This is a genomic window from Streptomyces rhizosphaerihabitans, from assembly GCF_025399795.1.
Lineage (GTDB): Bacteria > Actinomycetota > Actinomycetes > Streptomycetales > Streptomycetaceae > Streptomyces > Streptomyces rhizosphaerihabitans.
Genome location: NZ_JAODTZ010000060.1, coordinates 34,753 through 50,884, shown reverse-complemented (window position 1 = coordinate 50,884; position 16,132 = coordinate 34,753). Strand labels below are relative to the sequence as shown.

Below are 16,132 nucleotides of genomic sequence, written 5' to 3'. Positions count from 1 at the left end.
CGCGGCGCTGCCCGATCTCGCCGCGCTCATCGACGACCGCGAGGCCCGGGTACAAGCCCGTCCGCGCGACGACGTGTCGTGGGCGGTGCTCGGCGTCGCATACACGGAGCAGGCGCGGCGGACGGCGGCGGCCGTGTACTACCCGAAGGCCGAGAAGGCGCTGCGCACCTCGCTGAGCGTGCGGCCGAAGGACAATGTGGCGGCGTTGGAAGGGCTCGCCTCCCTCGCCGACGCGCGGGGTGACTTCCGGACCGCGAAGCAGTGGGGCGAGGCGGCGGTGAAGCTGTCGCCGAAGCGGTGGACGACGTATCCGACGCTCATCGACGCGTACACCGGGCTCGGTGACCACAAGGCCGTGGACAAGGCCCTCGACAAGCTGCTCGCCCTGCGTTCCGGACCGGCGGCACGGGCGGTCGCGGCGCGCGTGTACCGGGACCGCGGCCGGCGCGAGGACGCCGCGGCGGCGATCTCGGACGCGGCGGCGGGCGCGGCGACCCCTTCCGAGCAGGCGGCCTTCCTCCAGCAGGCCGGAGATCTCGCGTGGGAACGCGGTGACCGCCAGGAGTCCCTGGACCACTACCGGGCCGCGGTGAACACCGACGCCGACGCGTACGACGCGCTGGCCGGGCAGGGGCGCGCGCTGGCGGCGCTCGGGCGCAATTCGGAGGCGCTGCGCGCCTACCGGGCGGCGCTCGCCAAGCGGCCCGCGCCGCGTTACGCGCTGGAGCTGGGCGAGCTGTACGAGAAGCTGGGGCTCGTCGGGGCCGCGCGCGTGCAGTACGACCTGCTGCGGGAACTGGTGCGGCGGGAGAGCGCCGAAGGTGTGGACGACGAGCCGGTCCTCGGGCTTCTCGAGGCGGACCACGGCGATCCGCAGACGGCGGTACGGGTGCTGCGCGCCGAGTGGCAGCGGCAGCCCGGGATCGCGGTGGCGGACGCGCTGGGCTGGGCGCTGCATCGCGCCGGGGACGACAGGGCGGCGCTCGACTTCGCCGTGCGGGCCACGGACACGGAGCACGGGGGCGGTGTGCGCAGCGCGTCGTACGCGTATCACCGGGGGCAGATCGAGCGGGATCTGGGGCTGTCCGGTCCAGCCCGCCGGCATCTCGCCGAGGCGTTGCGGATCAACCCGTACTTCTCACTGTTGCTGGTACCCGCGGCCCAGGAGGCCCTGGTCGCGCTGGGCGAGCCACCGGCCGGGGGTCCGCCGGCGGCGTCGGGGGGGTCGGACGGGTCCGAGGAGTCCGGACCGTCCGAGGAGTCCGGCGAATCGGCGGGGGCGACGGGCGCGGCGGGGGCTCCCGGGGCGGCGGAGTCGTCGCCCGGGTCCGGCTCTTCCGGCCCGGTGGTCCCGCCGACCACGCCGGGGCAACCGTCGGCTCCCGCCGCGTAGCCTTCCGCGGCGCGGTGAACGCCGGAGCACGCGTGTCCCGTGGACGCAGAAGCAGGCGGGTCCCGTGGACGCAGAAGCAGGCGGGTCGCCGGCCCCAGGGGCACGTGTGTCGCCGACCCCCTGGGGCACGCGCGTCGGTAGCCCCGGGAACGCGTGTGTCCGGTGGACGCCGCCGGGGCGTCCACCGGACACACAAGGCCCAACCGGCCCTCAGAACTTGCCCGTTCTACGGGTTCACAGGTTGCCGCGCTTCTCCTGCTCGCGCTCGATCGCCTCGAACAGGGCCTTGAAGTTGCCCTTGCCGAAGCCCATCGATCCGTGCCGCTCGATCATCTCGAAGAAGACGGTCGGACGGTCCTGGACCGGCTTGGTGAAGATCTGGAGCAGATAGCCGTCCTCGTCGCGGTCGACGAGGATCTTCAGCTCGCGCAGGGTGTCGACGGGGACGCGGGTGTCGCCGGCCCACTCGCCGAGCGTGTCGTAGTACGAGTCGGGGGTGTCGAGGAACTGGACACCGGCCGCGCGCATGGTGCGTACGGTCGCGACGATGTCGTTCGTGTTCAGGGCGATGTGCTGGACGCCCGCGCCGCCGTAGAACTCCAGGTACTCGTCGATCTGGGACTTCTTCTTGGCGATGGCGGGCTCGTTGATCGGGAACTTGACCTTGAGCGTGCCGTCGGCGACGACCTTCGACATCAGCGCGCTGTACTCGGTCGCGATGTCGTCGCCCACGAACTCCTTCATGTTCGTGAAGCCCATGACCTTGTTGTAGAAGCCGACCCAGTCGTTCATCCGGCCGAGCTCGACGTTGCCGACGCAGTGGTCGATGGCCTGGAAGGTGCGCTTGGCGGGGGGCTCGACGATCGGGGCGGCGGCCACGTACCCGGGCAGGTAGGGGCCGTCGTAGCCGGTCCGCTCGACGAGCGTGTGGCGGGTCTTGCCGTACGTGGCGATGACGGCGAGGACGACCGTGCCGTTCTCGTCCTTCATCTCGTACGGCTCGGCGATCGAGCGGGCGCCGTGCTCGACGGCGTACGCGTGGGCGGCGCGCGCGTCGGGGACCTCGATGGCCAGGTCGACGACGCCGTCGCCGTGCTCCGCCACGTGTTCGGCCAGGAAGTGGCCCCAGGTGGTGGCGGGCTTGATCACCGAGGTGAACACGAAGCGCGCCGAGCCGTTCTCGAGGACGTACGACGCCGTCTCGCGGCTGCCGTTCTCCGGTCCGGAGTACGCGACGAGCCGCATGCCGAAGGCCGTGGAGTAGTAGTGCGCGGCCTGCTTGGCGTTGCCGACGGCGAAGACGACCGCGTCCATTCCCTTGACCGGGAAGGGATCGGCCTGCCGGGCGGTGTCGGGAGTGTGGTGTGTGGTCTGCGTCATGGCCGCAGGCTCCCTCCGTTCCGCAAGGTGCGCAATAGTTCGCCTGTCGGTTGAACAATGTGTGCAGTGAAAGACCCGGAACAGCGGGCTTTCTGTACATGATGACCATCTCGGAGGCCCGCATGGCGATCGATCATCTGGACGGGCGGCTGCTGGTGCTGCTGGCGAAGGAGCCGCGCATCGGGGTTCTGGAGATGTCGCGGCGGCTCGGGGTCGCGCGGGGAACGGTGCAGGCCCGGCTGGACCGCCTTCAGTCGAACGGAGTCATCCGGGGCTTCGGTCCCCAGGTCGACCCCGCGGCGCTCGGCTATCCGGTCACGGCGTTCGCGACGCTCCAGATCCGGCAGGGCCAAGGCCCCGACGTACGCGCCCACTTGGCGACCGTGCCCGAGGTTCTTGAGCTGCACACGACCACCGGCGGCGGGGACATGCTGTGCCGGCTGGTGGCCCGCTCGAACGCCGATCTCCAGCGGGTGATCGACCGTGTTGTCGGTTTTGATGGCATCGTCCGGGCGTCCACGGCGATCGTCATGGAGAACCCGGTTCCACTGCGGATCATCCCGCTCGTGGAACAGGCGGCGGCCGAACACTGAACCGATGAGCGGGGTGACGTGGCGTGAACTTCTGGGAGTACCTGAGCAGCCGCCACGAGCAACTGCTCACGGACGCCTATCAACACGCCAGCGCGGTCTTCCAGTGCATGGTCGTGGCGACGCTCATCGGCGTGGTGATCGGTGTCGTCACCTACCGCAGCGACTGGGCGGGCAACCTCGCCACCACGACGACCTCGGCCATTCTGACCATTCCCTCACTCGCCATGATCGGTCTGCTGATCCCGATCGTCGGGCTGGGCGTCCCGCCGACGGTGATCGCCCTGACGCTGTACGGGCTGCTGCCGATCGTGCGCAACTCGATCGTCGGCCTGCGCGGGGTCGACCCGTCGCTGGTCGACGCGGCCACCGGTATCGGTATGTCACGGACGGCCCGGCTGATGCGCGTCGAACTGCCGCTGGCCTGGCCGCCGATCCTGACCGGCATCCGGATCTCCACCCAGATGCTGATGGGCATCGCGGCCATCGCGGCCTACGCCTCCGGGCCCGGCCTCGGCAACGAGATCTTCCGTGGCATCAGCTCGCTGGGCAGCAAGAACGCGCTCAACCAGGTGCTCGCGGGCACGGTCGGGATCATCATCCTCGCGCTGCTGTTCGACGCGGCGTACGTCCTGCTCGGCCGGCTGACCATTCCGAGGGGGATCCGTGCCTGAGACCGCCGAGACCACCGAGGGTCCTGCTGGAGCCGAGGACCCCGGGGGTGCCGCGGACACGGCGGGCGCCGCGGCCGGGGGCGCGACGGCCACCACGGCCACCACGGCCACCACAGCCACCACGGGCGCCACGATCGAGCTGGAGAACCTCACCAAGCGCTACCCCGGCAGCCGCGACGCCGCCGTGGACAGCGTCAACATGGAGATCAAGGCGGGTGAACTCGTCGTCTTCGTCGGCCCGTCCGGCTGCGGCAAGTCGACCACACTGAAGATGATCAACCGGCTGATCGAGCCGAGCGGCGGCCGCATCCGGATCGGCGGCGAGGACGTCACCGACATGGACCCGGTGAAGCTGCGCCGCAAGGTCGGGTACGCCATCCAGTCGTCCGGGCTCTTCCCGCACATGACGGTCGCCCAGAACATCGCGCTCGTGCCGAGGATGACCGGCTGGTCGAAGGCACGGATCAAGGCGCGGGTGGAGGAGATGCTGGACCTGGTCGGGCTGGACCCCGGCGAGTTCCAGGGCCGCTATCCGCGCCAGCTCTCCGGCGGTCAGCAGCAGCGCGTGGGCGTGGCGCGGGCGCTGGCCGCGGACCCGCCCGTACTGCTCATGGACGAGCCGTTCGGAGCGGTGGACCCGATCACCCGCGACCACCTCCAGGACGAGCTGATCCGGCTCCAGCACGAGCTGCACAAGACGATCGTCTTCGTCACGCACGACTTCGACGAGGCCATCAAGCTGGGCGACCGGATCGCGGTGCTGCGCGAGCACTCGCACATCGCGCAGTTCGACACCCCGGAGGCGATCCTCACCAATCCGGCCGACGACTTCGTGTCGGGGTTCGTGGGCGCGGGCGCCGCGCTGAAGCGGCTCAACCTCAGCCGCGTACGGGATGTGGAGATCACCGGCTGTCCGACGGTCACCGTCGACGATCCGCTCCAGGAGATCTTCGGCAAGCTCCGCTCCAGCGGTACGAACGAGATCCTGCTGCTCGACAAGCGGGGCCGCCCCTACAAGTGGCTGCGGCGCGGGGATCTGATGCGGGCCAAGGGCTCGCTCGCGCGGGCGGGCACGCTGGTGCACGACACGGTGACCAGGGACGCCACTCTGCGGGACGCCCTGGAGGCGGTGCTGACGGACAACTCGGGCCGGGTCCCGGTCACCGGGCGGCGCGGCGAGTACACCGGGGTGGTCGACATGGAGACCCTGATGAACTCCGTGCACGAACTCCTGGAGGCCGGCCGGCTGGAGGCCATGGAGCACCAGCACGAACTGGAGGAGGCGCGCGCCCATCAGACCCAGTTCGAGCAGGAGGGCGTCGACGGCGGGGAGGCGAAGGCGTGAGCACGCCGCCCACGGCCCGTCGCCCCGAGGGCGAGCACGAGGCCAAGGGGGTCGCCTTCCGCGACGACAGCGAGGGTGACGGCCGGGGCGAGCGGGAAGCGCCACCGACTCCCCCGAGACGCCGGATCAGCTGGCAGAAGCTGACGTTCCTGCCCGCCGTGCTGATCGCCCTGCTGCTGGCCACCTGGATCTGGTTCCAGCAGGCGGACCTCGACGCGATCTCGAAGAACGCCCTGTCGAACGGCCAGGTGTCCAAGGCCCTGTGGCAGCACATCCAGTTGACGCTGATCTCCACGTTCTTCGTGCTGATCATCGCGATCCCCTCGGGCATCCTGCTGACCCGCAAGGCGTTCCGGAAACTGACCCCGATCGCGATGACGATCGCCAACATGGGACAGGCGACCCCGGCGATCGGCCTGCTGGCCCTCCTCGTGATCTGGCTCGGCACCGGCGAGAAGTCGGCCCTGATCGGCATCACGATCTACGCGATCCTGCCGGTCCTGTCCAACACGATCGCCGGTCTGAAGGCGAACGACCCGACCCTGCTGGAGGCGGCGCGCGGCATCGGCATGTCACCGCTGGGTGTGCTCGGCCAGGTCGAACTGCCGCTGGCCGTACCGCTGATCCTCGCGGGCGTCCGTACGGCGCTGGTGCTGAACGTGGGCACCGCGACGCTCGCCACCTTCGGCGGAGGCGGCGGGCTCGGCGTCCTCATCACCACCGGCATCACCACCCAGCGCATGCCGGTCCTGGTTCTCGGCGCGATCCTCACGGTCGCGCTCGCGCTCCTTGTCGACTGGCTGGCCTCCCTGGCGGAACTGCTGCTGAGGCCGCGCGGGCTGGAGGTGGGGACATGAGCAGGCTCCGCGCCCCCGCGGCCCTCGCCGCGGTCCTCGTCCTGGCGTCCGCGTGCGGCCTGACCAGCGGCTCCCCGATGACCGACAACGTCAAGCCCGGCACCATCGGGCAGGACGAACCGCTCAAGGGCGCGGACCTCACGGTGGCGTCCAAGGAGTTCACCGAGCAGCTGATCCTCGGCGCGATCATGGGCATCGCCTTCCAGGCGGCCGGCGCGAAGGTGGTCGACCGCACCGGCATCCAGGGGTCGATCGGCGCGCGCGAGGCGATCAAGAACGGTGACGCGGACGCCATGTACGAGTACACGGGCACCGCGTGGATCACCTACCTCGGCAACAGCGAGCCGATCCCCGACCCCCAGAAGCAGTGGCAGGCCGTGCACGACACCGACCCGAAGAACGGGGTCACCTGGCTGCCGCCGTCCGCCCTGAACAACACCTACGCGCTCGCCATGAACCAGGCCGACTTCAAGAAGTACGGCACCAAGACGCTGTCGGACGTGGCCGCGCTGTCGAAGTCGGACCCGAGCGCGGTCACCCTGTGCGTGGAGAGCGAGTTCGCCAACCGGGCCGACGGACTGCCGGGCATGGAGAAGGCGTACGGGATGGACATCCCGGCGAAGAACATCACGCAGATGGACACCGGGATCATCTACACCCAGGTGCAGAAGGGGAGTTGTACGTACGGGGAGGTGTTCACCACCGACGGGCGCATCAAGTCGATGAACCTGGAGGTGATGCAGGACAACAAGAAGTTCTTCCCCAACTACAACGCCGCGCCCGTCATCAACTCCAAGGCCCTGAAGAAGTATCCGCAGATCGCCGAGGTCATCGAGCCGGTCACGAAGAGGCTGGGCAACACGGTGGCACAGGACCTGAACGCGAAGGTGGACGTCCAGGGCCAGGACCCGCACGAGGTGGCCCTGGACTGGATGACACAGGAGGGCTTCGTCAAGCAGGACTGAACCGGCTTACGGAGCTTGCGAGTTCACGGGGCGGGACGGGGCCGGGCTGGGCCGGGCGGGACGGGGGCTGGACCGGGCCGACGGGACGGGGCCGGGCGGGACGGGGCCGGGGCAGGCTGGGCCGGATCGGTGGGCGCGCTCCAAAGAAGTGGTTGCAAAGAAACCGTTGCAAGGGGTTCTTTGCAACGCTATCTTTGTACGCATGACGGAGCAGCCCCCGCTTCCCCCGGAACCCCCTCACCCGCCGCAGCCACCCCTGCCGCCGGAACCCCCACAGCACCGGCGCCTCGACGCCCGCTCCCTGCGTGGTGTGGCCCATCCCCTGCGCATGGAGCTGTTGAGCAGCCTGCGCCAGCGGGGGCCGGCCACCGCGTCGATGCTCGCCGAGCGGCTGGGCGAGTCCAGCGGAGCGACCAGTTACCACCTGCGACAGCTCGCCACGCACGGCTTCGTCGAGGACGCCCCGGAGCGGGGCAAGGGGCGGGAGCGCTGGTGGCAGGCGGTCCACCAGGGCCTGGGCTTCGACGAGGACCTGCTCAAAGACCCGGACCCGGCGGTGCGCGGGGCGGCCGACATGTTTCTGCACGAGGTCGCCACCACCCACGCGCGTGAACTGTCGACCTGGCTGGGCACCCGGGACGACTGGTCCGACAAGTGGGCCCGCTCCACCGACATGAGCGACTTCACGATGCGTCTGACACCGGCGCAGTCCCGTGAGCTCATCCAGAAGATGCACGACCTCCTCGACAGCTACTGCGCCGTGGAGCGCCCCGAGGACGACCCCGAGGCGGAGCGGGTGCGTTTCCACACGCACGTGTTCCCGCAGGCCTCCGACTGATCCGCTCGATCAAGGGCCGCGCCATGCCCGCCGGGTCACTCGGCCTGCCCTGCCCGCTCAAGTCGGACAAACCCGCACGACCCGCACCACCGGCTCGCCTCGCACGATCACATCGACTCGATCACACCGAAGAGAGGTCACTCCGATGCATCCGGACACCCGTCTCCAGTTGCAGCACGTGCGCGCCGCCGACCTGCGTGCGGAGGCTGACGCGTACCGGCTCACGGCCGGGGCCAGGAACCCCCGCCGGCTGCGCGCCCGCGTCGGCTGGACCCTCGTGGAGGTCGGCCTCCGGCTGGCCTCCGCGCCGCGGCCGGCCGTCGCCTGCTAGCAGCTAGCAGCTCGGAACCGAGCCCTTGTCCTTCTCCAGGGCCACCAGGGCGTTCACCGCGCCCTGAAGGGTGGTCACCGGGACCAGCCGGAGCCCCTTCGGCAGCTCCGACTTCGCGTCCGAGCACTCCGCCTTCGGAACCAGGAACACCGTCGCACCGTCGCGGCGGGCCGCCTGCGTCTTGAGGGAGACGCCGCCGACCGCGCCGACCTTGCCGTCCGCGTCGATCGTCCCGGTACCCGCGACGACACGGCCGCCCGTGAGGTCGCCGCCGCTGCCGTCGCCGTCCAGCTTGTCGATGATGCCGAGCGAGAAGAGCAGTCCGGCGCTCGGTCCGCCGACGTCGGCGAGCTTGAGCGTGACCTTCACGTCGCCCTTCTCGTGCAGGTACCCGAGTGCCGCCTCGGTGGCGGTGTCCTGGGACTGCTTCATCTCGTTCGCGTTGTGCCGCTCGATCTCCTTGACGCTGCCGCCGCCCGGGTAGACGGAGTCACGGGGCATCACGGCCCTGTCCGTGGCGAACCAGCCGCTGAGCACATCGCCGAGGGAGACGGTCGCGTCCGGGCCGGTGGCCTCGATCGTCGTCATCCGCAGCTGACCGCTGGTGTCCCGGGTGGGCGCGCCGCTGATCGTGATCACCGGGTCGCCCTTGTTCTCGCCGAGGACGTTCGCCGTCAGGCCGGGCTGCGCCAGGGAGAACGGCAGCGGCGCGAACGCCGCCGTGGCGAGCAGAGCCACGACGGGGAGAGCGCAGACGGCGACGGCCTTGGGGCGCGTGAGGCGAGAGAGCACGGGGTCAATCTAACGTCACCGCCCGGCGAGACCTCCGTACAGGTCCCGCGGGACGGTCCGTGAACCGGGCCGGTGCCATGGGCCCGACCAAGGGGCCCCGACCAAGGGCCCGGGGCAAGGAGCCGGGCCAAGAGGCCGGGAGTCCTGAGCAAGGAGCCCAGGGCAAGGAACCCGGGGCAAGGAGCCGGGCCAAGAGGCCGGAGGTCCTGAGCAAGGGGCCCAGGGCAAAGAGCCCGGCCGACCAAGGAGCCGGGGCAAGGAGCCGGGTGGAGGCGCCGGGTCAGGTGGCCGGGTGGAGGCACGGGCGGTCGGCGACCGAGGGGCGGGGTCAGCGCAAGGCGTCCGCGACCTCTCGGGCCGCGTCGACCACGCGCGGCCCCACCCGCTCCGGTACGGCGTCCGCCAGCATGACCACACCCACGCTGCCTTCGACCCCGGTGACCCCGATCAGCGGCGCCGCGGCCCCGCTCGCGCCCGCCTCCAACTCCCCGTGGGTGAGCGTGTATCCGGGCTCTCCCACCGGCGCCTGCCGGGCGGCGAGGATCGCGCGGCCCGCGGCCCCCCGGTCCAGGGCGTGCCGGAAACCGGCGCGGTAGGCCACGTGGTAGTCCGTCCACGTGGGCTCGACGACGGCGACGGCGAGCGCCTCCGTCCCGTCGACCAGCGTGAGATGGGCCGTCGCCCCGATGTCCTCGGCCAGCGCTCGCAGTGCGGGCAGCGCGGCCTCCCGTACCAGCGGATGCACCTGGCGGCCCAGGCGCAGCACACCCAGCCCGACCCGGGCTCGGCCGCCCAGATCGCGGCGTACGAGAGCGTGCTGCTCCAGCGTGGCGAGCAACCGGTACACCACGGTCCGGTTGACGCCCAGTTTGTTCGAAAGCTCGGTGACGGTCAGCCCGTGATCCGTGTCGGCGAGCAGCTTGAGGACGCGCAGTCCCCGGTCGAGCGTCTGAGAGGTCTCCGCGGTCACGACGCCCACTCCTTAGTGGTGAGGTCGACGGCCCCCGCACGGCGGATGCGGCACCGAGTCCCGTCGGCGACGCGCTTCAGAGGCCGCCGGTCGGCCGGCAACCCGGGCTCTTCCCGGGCGCAGTCGCTTCACGGCTGCGCTCCGCGGCGGCGCTGCCACGGGGCGTGTGCGTAGCGGGACAGTAGCGAGCCGGTCCGCTCAGCGGAAGCCTCCGTCCAGAATCCGGGCATCCACTGGTACGGACTGATTCCGTTTGTCCCAGAACGTGGGGCGCGCACCACTCGGCGTACACCGCTCGTATACGCAGCGCACAGGCCGCGGCGCACGCCTCCCCCGGCGGAACACGCCCCCGCGGCAGGGGCTCGGCACCCCGTGCCAGGGGTTCCGGATACCACCGGCTCCGGAGGTAACCGGTTCCCCATGTCACCCCGTCCGATGGACGCCTGGGCAGACGCGCCGGTTCCAGAAACCGCCGGCTTCCCGAAACCACTGCCATCCGGATGCCACTACGTACGGACGTCACCCCGTCCGGACATCACCGCGCCCGCAAGCCACCCCTTCCGAAAGGCCGCTCCGTGCGCAAGCCACCCGTCCGGAAGCCGCTCCGTGCGGACGTCACCGCATCCGGGTGGCCCACTCCTGGACCTTGGCGATCCGCTGCCGCAGCTGTCCCGCCGTCGCCTCCGCGCTCGGCGGGCCCCCGCAGACGCGGCGCAGCTCGGTGTGGATCACGCCATGCGGCTTGCCGCTCTGGTGGACGTACGCGCCGACCATGGTGTTGAGCTGCTTGCGCAGTTCCAGCATCTCCTTGTGGGAGACCACGGGGCGGCGCTCGGCGGGCAGTTCGAGGAGATCCGCCTCCTCGTCCGGCTTCCTGCGGCTGTGCGCGATCTGCCGGGCCTGCCGCTTCTGGAGCAGCAGCTGTACCTGGTCGGGTTCGAGGAGCCCGGGGATGCCGAGGTAGTCCTGCTCCTCCGCGCTTCCCGGGTGGGCCTGCATGCCGAACTCGGCACCGTCGTACAGGACCCTGTCGAAGACGGCCTCGGACTCCAGCGCCTCGAAGGAGAACTGCTCCTGCTCGCCGGTGTCCTCGTCCTGCTCCTTGTTCGCCTCCTCCATCTCCTTCTCGGATTCGGCGTACGGGTCCTCCTCGCCCTCCTTCTTGGGCTTGTCGAGGGCGTGGTCGCGCTCGACCTCCATCTCGTTGGCGAAGGTGAGGAGGTCGGGGACGGTCGGCAGGAACACGGACGCGGTCTCGCCGCGCCTGCGGGACCGTACGAAACGGCCGACGGCCTGGGCGAAGAAGAGCGGGGTCGAGATGGTGGTGGCGTACACGCCGACGGCCAGGCGCGGCACGTCGACGCCCTCGGACACCATGCGGACGGCGACCATCCACCGGTCCTCGCTCGCGGCGAATTCGTCGATGCGCTTCGAGGCGCCGGTGTCGTCGGAGAGGACGACGGTGGCCTTGGAGCCGGTGATCTCCCGGATCAGCTTGGCGTAGGCGCGAGCCGAGTCCTGGTCGGTGGCGATGACGAGCGCCCCGGCGTCCGGGATGCCCTTGCGCACCTCGGTGAGCCGCTGGTCGGCGGCGCGCAGCACGCTCGGCATCCACTCGCCGCGCGGGTCGAGCGCGGTGCGCCAGGCCTGGCTGATGGCGTCCTTGGTCATCGGCTCGCCGAGCCGGGCGGCGATCTCGTCGCCCGCCTTGGTGCGCCAGCGCATGTTGCCGCTGTAGGAGAGGAAGATGACGGGCCGCACGACGTGGTCGGCCAGCGCGTTCCCGTACCCGTACGTGTAGTCGGCGGAAGACCGCCGGATGCCGTCCCTCCCCTCCTCGTAGGTGACGAAGGGGATGGGGTTGGTGTCGGAGCGGAACGGCGTACCGGTGAGCGCGAGCCGGCGGGTGGCGGGCTCGAACGCCTCCAGACAGGCCTCGCCCCACGACTTGCTGTCACCGGCGTGGTGGATCTCGTCGAGGATGACGAGGGTCTTGCGCTGCTCGGAGCGGTTGCGGTGGAGCATCGGCCGGACGCCGACACCGGCGTACGTGACGGCGACGCCGTGGTACTCCTTGCTGAGCGGCCCGGCGCTGTACTCGGGATCGAGCTTGATCCCTACCCGCGCGGCCGCCTCGGCCCACTGCTTCTTCAGGTGCTCGGTCGGCGCGACCACGGTCACCTGCTGCACCACATGGTGGTGCAGCAGCCAGGACGCGAGGGTCAGCGCGAACGTCGTCTTGCCGGCGCCGGGCGTGGCTACGGCGAGGAAGTCGCGCGGCTGCTCCTGGATGTACCTCTCCATCGCCCCCTGCTGCCAGGCGCGCAGCTTGTTGGCGGTGCCCCAGGGGGCTCGGCCGGGGAAGGCGGGCGAGAGGTGATGCGAGTGCGTGGAGGCGCTGGCGGCGGTGGTAGTCACGGTCTCCGGTCTGGGTGTCGATTGGGAGCGTCCGGGTCCGCGCGCGGCGCGTCAGATGTGGCGTGACGGGAGGCGGGCGGGCGGCTCGGCTACGTATGACAACCGGGCCACCCTACCGGCGCCCGACTCACGACGACGTGCGGACAAGGCCGGGGCGCCGGTGGATGGGACCGAGGTCACATCGCCTCGTGCAGCGCCCTCAAGCGCGATGCGATGAGGGCCGCATCCGCCAGATGTCCGGCCGCCACCTCGATGACGAGCTTGTACGCCTCGTCCTGGTCGACGTCGAGCATCCCGGTGCCGTTGAAGTCGAGGAAGACGACGGTGCACATCCACGCCATGCGCTTGTTGCCGTCCACCAGGGGATGGTTCGCGGCAAGCGACTGGAACAGCGCCGCGGCCTTCTCGAAGAGGTCGGTGTACGCCTCGACGCCGAACATCTGGGACTGCGGACGGTGCAGAGCCGAGCTGAGCAGACCCAGGTCACGCACGGCAACCGGCGTCCGCTCCCCGCACGCCAGTTCCGCGAGGTCCAGGGCCTCCTGGACCGTGAGGTACTTCATCTACTCCCCCAGCCTCCGCAGCAGGTCGGCCTGGCCCGTCGCGTACTTGGCCCCCAGGCGGCGAACCGTGGCCCGGTCCGCCTCCTGCTCCAGATACCGGTCGATCGCCTGAAGCACTACGGCGTGCATGCTGCGCCCCTCTTCCTCGGCTCGCAGCTTGAGCGCCTCCTGCTGGTCGTCGCGCAGACGAAGGTTCATAGCCATACCACGACGGTACCGGAAATGGGGTCAAAGCAGTACCACTTATCGTTCCCGAAGCCGGGTCGTCACCCACGCTCCCAGCAGTGCCACCCCCGCCATCGGCAGGAACACCACGGCGAAGGCGGCCGGGTGGGAGCTGTGGGCGGCGGACGTCGTGGCGGTGGCCGTGTGGGCCACCGCGCCGCCTCCCAGGGCGGCGAAGGCGGCTCCGCCGACGGCGAGCAGCAGCACGTTGGACAGGGCGTCGGAGATCTGCAGGGCGGCCGAGTTGGTGCCGGCCTCCTCGGGGGCCGAGAGGTGGAGCAGCAGCACGCTGGTCGAGGCGATCACCAGACCCATCCCGAAGCAGCCGAACGCCCAGGCGACGGCGACGGTCCACACCGGCACGGCGGGGATCAGCACGCTCGGCGCGACGGCGACGGCCGCAGCGACGAGCAGCATGCCGAGAAACATGAGGCGGTCCCTGTACGGCTCCACGCGCGGCCGCGCCTGCACCCAGGACCCCAGTGCCCAGGTCCCGCCGCCGGCCGCGAGCGACAGCCCGGCGAGCGTCGGCGACAACCCCCGCTGGGTGACCAGCATCAGCGGCACGAAGGACTCGGCGGCGATGAAGGCGCCGGCGGAGACCCCGCGCAGCAGCACCACGGAGGGCAGCCCGCGCGCCGCCCGGCAGGTGCCGCGGGGCAGCAGTCCGCGCACGGCCGGGACGAGCAGCGCCGCACCGGCCGCGGCGGGCACGAGGGAGAGCGGGCGCAGATCCTGGGCGGCGTACTGGAGCAGTCCCGCGCCCAGCGCGATCCCGAAGGCCAGCCGGATGCGCCGCCGGTCCAGCGGCGCACGCTCGCCCGCCCCCGCGTGTCCGGACGCCCGCCGCCGTATCTGCGGCAGCGCGAGCGCGAGCGGAACGCCGACCAGCACCGGAATCCCCATGAACACCCACCGCCAGCCGAGGTGCTCGGTGACCGCGCCTGCGGCGAGGGGTCCGACCACGGACGGCACCACCCAGGCCGCCGCGAACGCGGCCATGATCGCGGGCCGCAGCCGCTCCGGATAGGCGCGCCCGACGACGACGTACAGCGCGACGATGACGAGCCCGCCACCGAGCCCCTGGACCGCCCGTCCGAGGATGAACATCCACATGCCGCCGGCCGTCCCGGACAGCAGCAGCCCGGTGGCGAACGCGCCGATGCCCGAGGCCAGCGAGACCAGCGGCCCGTCCCGGTCGGACCACTGCCCGGCGAGCACCATCCCGAACAGGCTCGTCGTGAAGTACCCCGAGAACGCGAACGCGTACAGGCCGACCCCGCCGAGCTCCCGCGCGGCGACGGGCATCGCCGTCCCCACGGCCGTCGCCTCGAACGCGATCACCAGCACCACGGACACGATGCCGATGCTGAGCGCCCGGTAGGGCCGGCTCAGCACGCCACCGTTCCCCCCGGACGGAACCGTCGTCGCGACCTCGCGCGCTTCCACTGCTGTCATGCCCGTCAGCGTAAGGTGCGCACCCCGCCGTGACTCCTGTCCGAAGACGGTGATCAACCGGTCCTTTGGCCCTAGGACCACTCCCCACCGCTCCCCCGGCCCCGCACGACCCGCGCCCTGAACCCTCGCCCGGCCACGCCCGAAGCCCTCGCGTCGCGCGCCCCTGCCCCGAGCCCCTCTCACAACCGCGCCTGTCCCTTCCGCGCGAACGCCCGCGGAGCCTCCCGCACGACCACACCCCGATCCGGCCGCCCCGCGGTTCGTGAACGGGGTGTGGCAGTCGCGTTGCAGCGCTCCCGGAACCCTTGAGCCCACTCCCGCACCCCGCCTACGGTCGACCCATCAGGTTCGGAACGAGTGAGCCGTGCCGCACCTGAGACTGGCCGTGTGCCCGAGTGGTTCAGGGGCTCGATTGCAAATCGAGTTACGTGGGTTCGATTCCCGCCACGGCCTCCAGCGCCTGAACAGGCAGAACGAAAGGGCGGCACCCACAGCGGGTGCCGCCCTTTCAGTGTCCGTCTCAGTTGCGTCCCCGTCTCGCCTCTCCACAGCTCCGAAGATCGGAGAACTAGCGGGCGCAGCAGCCCGCTTAGACGGCACAATCTGTGGCACGACTCAACGCATCCAGGCTGCGCCGCACACCTAGGGGGAAGGTGGGACATGGATCTGGTGGACTGGATCTTTCGACTGGTTCCGGTAGGAGCACTACTCGCCGCTGTGACCGGCAGCTCCGCTGTCCGCAGCATCTTGCACACCACCCTTCGGCGTCCAAGGGCAACCACCGTGATCGTCGAGGTAGACGGAAAGCGACTTGAGTTCAGCGGAACCGACGCTGCCGCCAAGTTCGCTCAGACCCACGTGGCGTCCATATCCGCGGATGACCAGCCTGACGAAGGCAAACGCCCGAAGCGCCCAGGCCCCCCTCCTCGGCTACCGAGCCCGCGCTCAGGCGAGGGCAACCGTCGATCAGGCGACGGCAGCCATCGATCAAAGCGCAAGGACGGAGCTGAAGTAGCTACGGGGGGTGAGTCAGATGAGTGAGAGCGTCACGAACCCCGCCTCTGGCGCTATGAGCACCTCGTCTGCCTCTGTCGAGCCTCATACGCCTGGGGTGACGGCCGTCACCACAGTAACGGCGCACTTCAAACTGGTCTTCCTATGCGTGGCGGTGATGACGCTGCTCACGCTCATGGCCAGCCTCTACATCGGAATCTTCGTAGAGAAGCCCACCGAGGCAGCCAAGTCGGCAATGAACACCTGCTCCACCCTTTGCAACTTGGGCTTCGGGGCCATGGTTGGGCTATTGGGCGGCAAGGCCGTGAACTAAGCGTTG

General features: G+C 70.5%; 16 protein-coding genes and 1 tRNA gene. 10 read left to right on the top strand and 7 right to left on the bottom strand.

All coding sequences use genetic code 11. The annotated features are described in order from the left end of the window. A partial coding sequence (locus N4G66_RS38650; RefSeq protein ID WP_261708971.1) for a tetratricopeptide repeat protein occupies positions 1-1,393 on the top strand: 1,393 nt, incomplete at its 5' end. 234 nt (positions 1,394-1,627) lie between these two features. Here N4G66_RS38650 and hppD read toward each other — a convergent pair. Continuing rightward, the gene (gene hppD / locus N4G66_RS38645; RefSeq protein ID WP_261708970.1) at positions 1,628-2,773 is read right to left on the bottom strand and encodes a 4-hydroxyphenylpyruvate dioxygenase; all 1,146 of its coding nucleotides are present in this window, start codon (positions 2,771-2,773) and stop codon (positions 1,628-1,630) included. Between the two features lie 122 nt (positions 2,774-2,895). On the opposite strand from hppD, the gene N4G66_RS38640 reads away from it, so the two are divergent. From N4G66_RS38640 to N4G66_RS38610, 7 genes are all read left to right on the top strand, one after another. Next, entirely contained in the window at positions 2,896-3,366 is a 471-nt protein-coding gene (locus N4G66_RS38640; protein WP_261708969.1) for an Lrp/AsnC family transcriptional regulator, read from the top strand. 23 nt (positions 3,367-3,389) lie between these two features. Then, positions 3,390-4,037 (top strand): ABC transporter permease, encoded by a 648-nt coding sequence (locus tag N4G66_RS38635; RefSeq protein ID WP_261708968.1) that lies wholly within the window; start codon positions 3,390-3,392, stop codon positions 4,035-4,037. A 133-nt stretch (positions 4,038-4,170) separates the two neighbouring features. After that, a complete protein-coding gene (locus N4G66_RS38630; protein WP_261708975.1) occupies positions 4,171-5,382 on the top strand; it encodes a betaine/proline/choline family ABC transporter ATP-binding protein in 1,212 nt (403 codons plus the stop codon). After that, complete coding sequence (locus N4G66_RS38625; RefSeq protein WP_261708967.1) at positions 5,379-6,239, top strand: ABC transporter permease; 861 nt, start codon at positions 5,379-5,381, stop codon at positions 6,237-6,239. Before N4G66_RS38630 ends, N4G66_RS38625 begins: the two co-directional genes overlap by 4 nt. Continuing rightward, the gene (locus tag N4G66_RS38620; RefSeq protein ID WP_261708966.1) at positions 6,236-7,204 is read left to right on the top strand and encodes a glycine betaine ABC transporter substrate-binding protein; all 969 of its coding nucleotides are present in this window, start codon (positions 6,236-6,238) and stop codon (positions 7,202-7,204) included. Before N4G66_RS38625 ends, N4G66_RS38620 begins: the two co-directional genes overlap by 4 nt. 202 nt (positions 7,205-7,406) lie before the next feature. After that, entirely contained in the window at positions 7,407-8,042 is a 636-nt protein-coding gene (locus N4G66_RS38615) for a winged helix-turn-helix domain-containing protein (protein WP_261708965.1), read from the top strand. A 145-nt stretch (positions 8,043-8,187) separates the two neighbouring features. Then, positions 8,188-8,373: a hypothetical protein gene (locus tag N4G66_RS38610; RefSeq protein ID WP_261708964.1), complete on the top strand. Its 186-nt coding sequence runs from the start codon at positions 8,188-8,190 to the stop codon at positions 8,371-8,373. A gap of 3 nt (positions 8,374-8,376) precedes the next feature. Here the strand turns inward: N4G66_RS38610 and N4G66_RS38605 are convergent, their stop codons facing one another. The 6 genes from N4G66_RS38605 to N4G66_RS38580 all read right to left on the bottom strand — a co-directional run bounded on the left by N4G66_RS38605 (position 8,377) and on the right by N4G66_RS38580 (position 14,799). After that, the gene (locus N4G66_RS38605) at positions 8,377-9,165 is read right to left on the bottom strand and encodes a YlbL family protein (RefSeq protein WP_261708963.1); all 789 of its coding nucleotides are present in this window, start codon (positions 9,163-9,165) and stop codon (positions 8,377-8,379) included. 328 nt (positions 9,166-9,493) lie between these two features. Beyond that, positions 9,494-10,135 (bottom strand): IclR family transcriptional regulator, encoded by a 642-nt coding sequence (locus N4G66_RS38600; protein WP_261708962.1) that lies wholly within the window; start codon positions 10,133-10,135, stop codon positions 9,494-9,496. Between the two features lie 615 nt (positions 10,136-10,750). Further along, positions 10,751-12,553 (bottom strand): DEAD/DEAH box helicase, encoded by a 1,803-nt coding sequence (locus tag N4G66_RS38595; protein ID WP_261708961.1) that lies wholly within the window; start codon positions 12,551-12,553, stop codon positions 10,751-10,753. 176 nt (positions 12,554-12,729) lie between these two features. Beyond that, complete coding sequence (locus N4G66_RS38590) at positions 12,730-13,116, bottom strand: type II toxin-antitoxin system death-on-curing family toxin (protein WP_261708960.1); 387 nt, start codon at positions 13,114-13,116, stop codon at positions 12,730-12,732. Next, entirely contained in the window at positions 13,117-13,314 is a 198-nt protein-coding gene (locus N4G66_RS38585; RefSeq protein ID WP_261708974.1) for an Arc family DNA-binding protein, read from the bottom strand. It lies immediately after the preceding gene. Between the two features lie 45 nt (positions 13,315-13,359). Further along, a complete protein-coding gene (locus N4G66_RS38580; protein WP_261708959.1) occupies positions 13,360-14,799 on the bottom strand; it encodes an MFS transporter in 1,440 nt (479 codons plus the stop codon). A 381-nt stretch (positions 14,800-15,180) separates the two neighbouring features. Between N4G66_RS38580 and N4G66_RS38575 the strand changes: the two genes are divergently transcribed. Then, positions 15,181-15,255: transfer RNA gene (locus N4G66_RS38575), tRNA-Cys, on the top strand. 577 nt (positions 15,256-15,832) lie between these two features. Continuing rightward, entirely contained in the window at positions 15,833-16,126 is a 294-nt protein-coding gene (locus tag N4G66_RS38570; protein ID WP_261708958.1) for a hypothetical protein, read from the top strand. Positions 16,127-16,132: the final 6 nt, after the last annotated feature.

Excerpts from the sequence above, each read along its gene's own strand:
- N4G66_RS38620 (WP_261708966.1), top strand. The coding sequence starts at position 6,236 with ATGAGCAGGCTCCGCGCCCCCGCGGCCCTCGCCGCGGTCCTCGTCCTG.
- N4G66_RS38615 (WP_261708965.1), top strand. The coding sequence starts at position 7,407 with ATGACGGAGCAGCCCCCGCTTCCCCCGGAACCCCCTCACCCGCCGCAG.
- N4G66_RS38580 (WP_261708959.1), bottom strand. The coding sequence starts at position 14,799 with ATGACAGCAGTGGAAGCGCGCGAGGTCGCGACGACGGTTCCGTCCGGG.
- N4G66_RS38610 (WP_261708964.1), top strand. The coding sequence starts at position 8,188 with ATGCATCCGGACACCCGTCTCCAGTTGCAGCACGTGCGCGCCGCCGAC.
- N4G66_RS38640 (WP_261708969.1), top strand. The coding sequence starts at position 2,896 with ATGGCGATCGATCATCTGGACGGGCGGCTGCTGGTGCTGCTGGCGAAG.
- N4G66_RS38570 (WP_261708958.1), top strand. The coding sequence starts at position 15,833 with ATGAGTGAGAGCGTCACGAACCCCGCCTCTGGCGCTATGAGCACCTCG.
- N4G66_RS38585 (WP_261708974.1), bottom strand. The coding sequence starts at position 13,314 with ATGAACCTTCGTCTGCGCGACGACCAGCAGGAGGCGCTCAAGCTGCGA.
- N4G66_RS38590 (WP_261708960.1), bottom strand. The coding sequence starts at position 13,116 with ATGAAGTACCTCACGGTCCAGGAGGCCCTGGACCTCGCGGAACTGGCG.
- hppD (WP_261708970.1), bottom strand. The coding sequence starts at position 2,773 with ATGACGCAGACCACACACCACACTCCCGACACCGCCCGGCAGGCCGAT.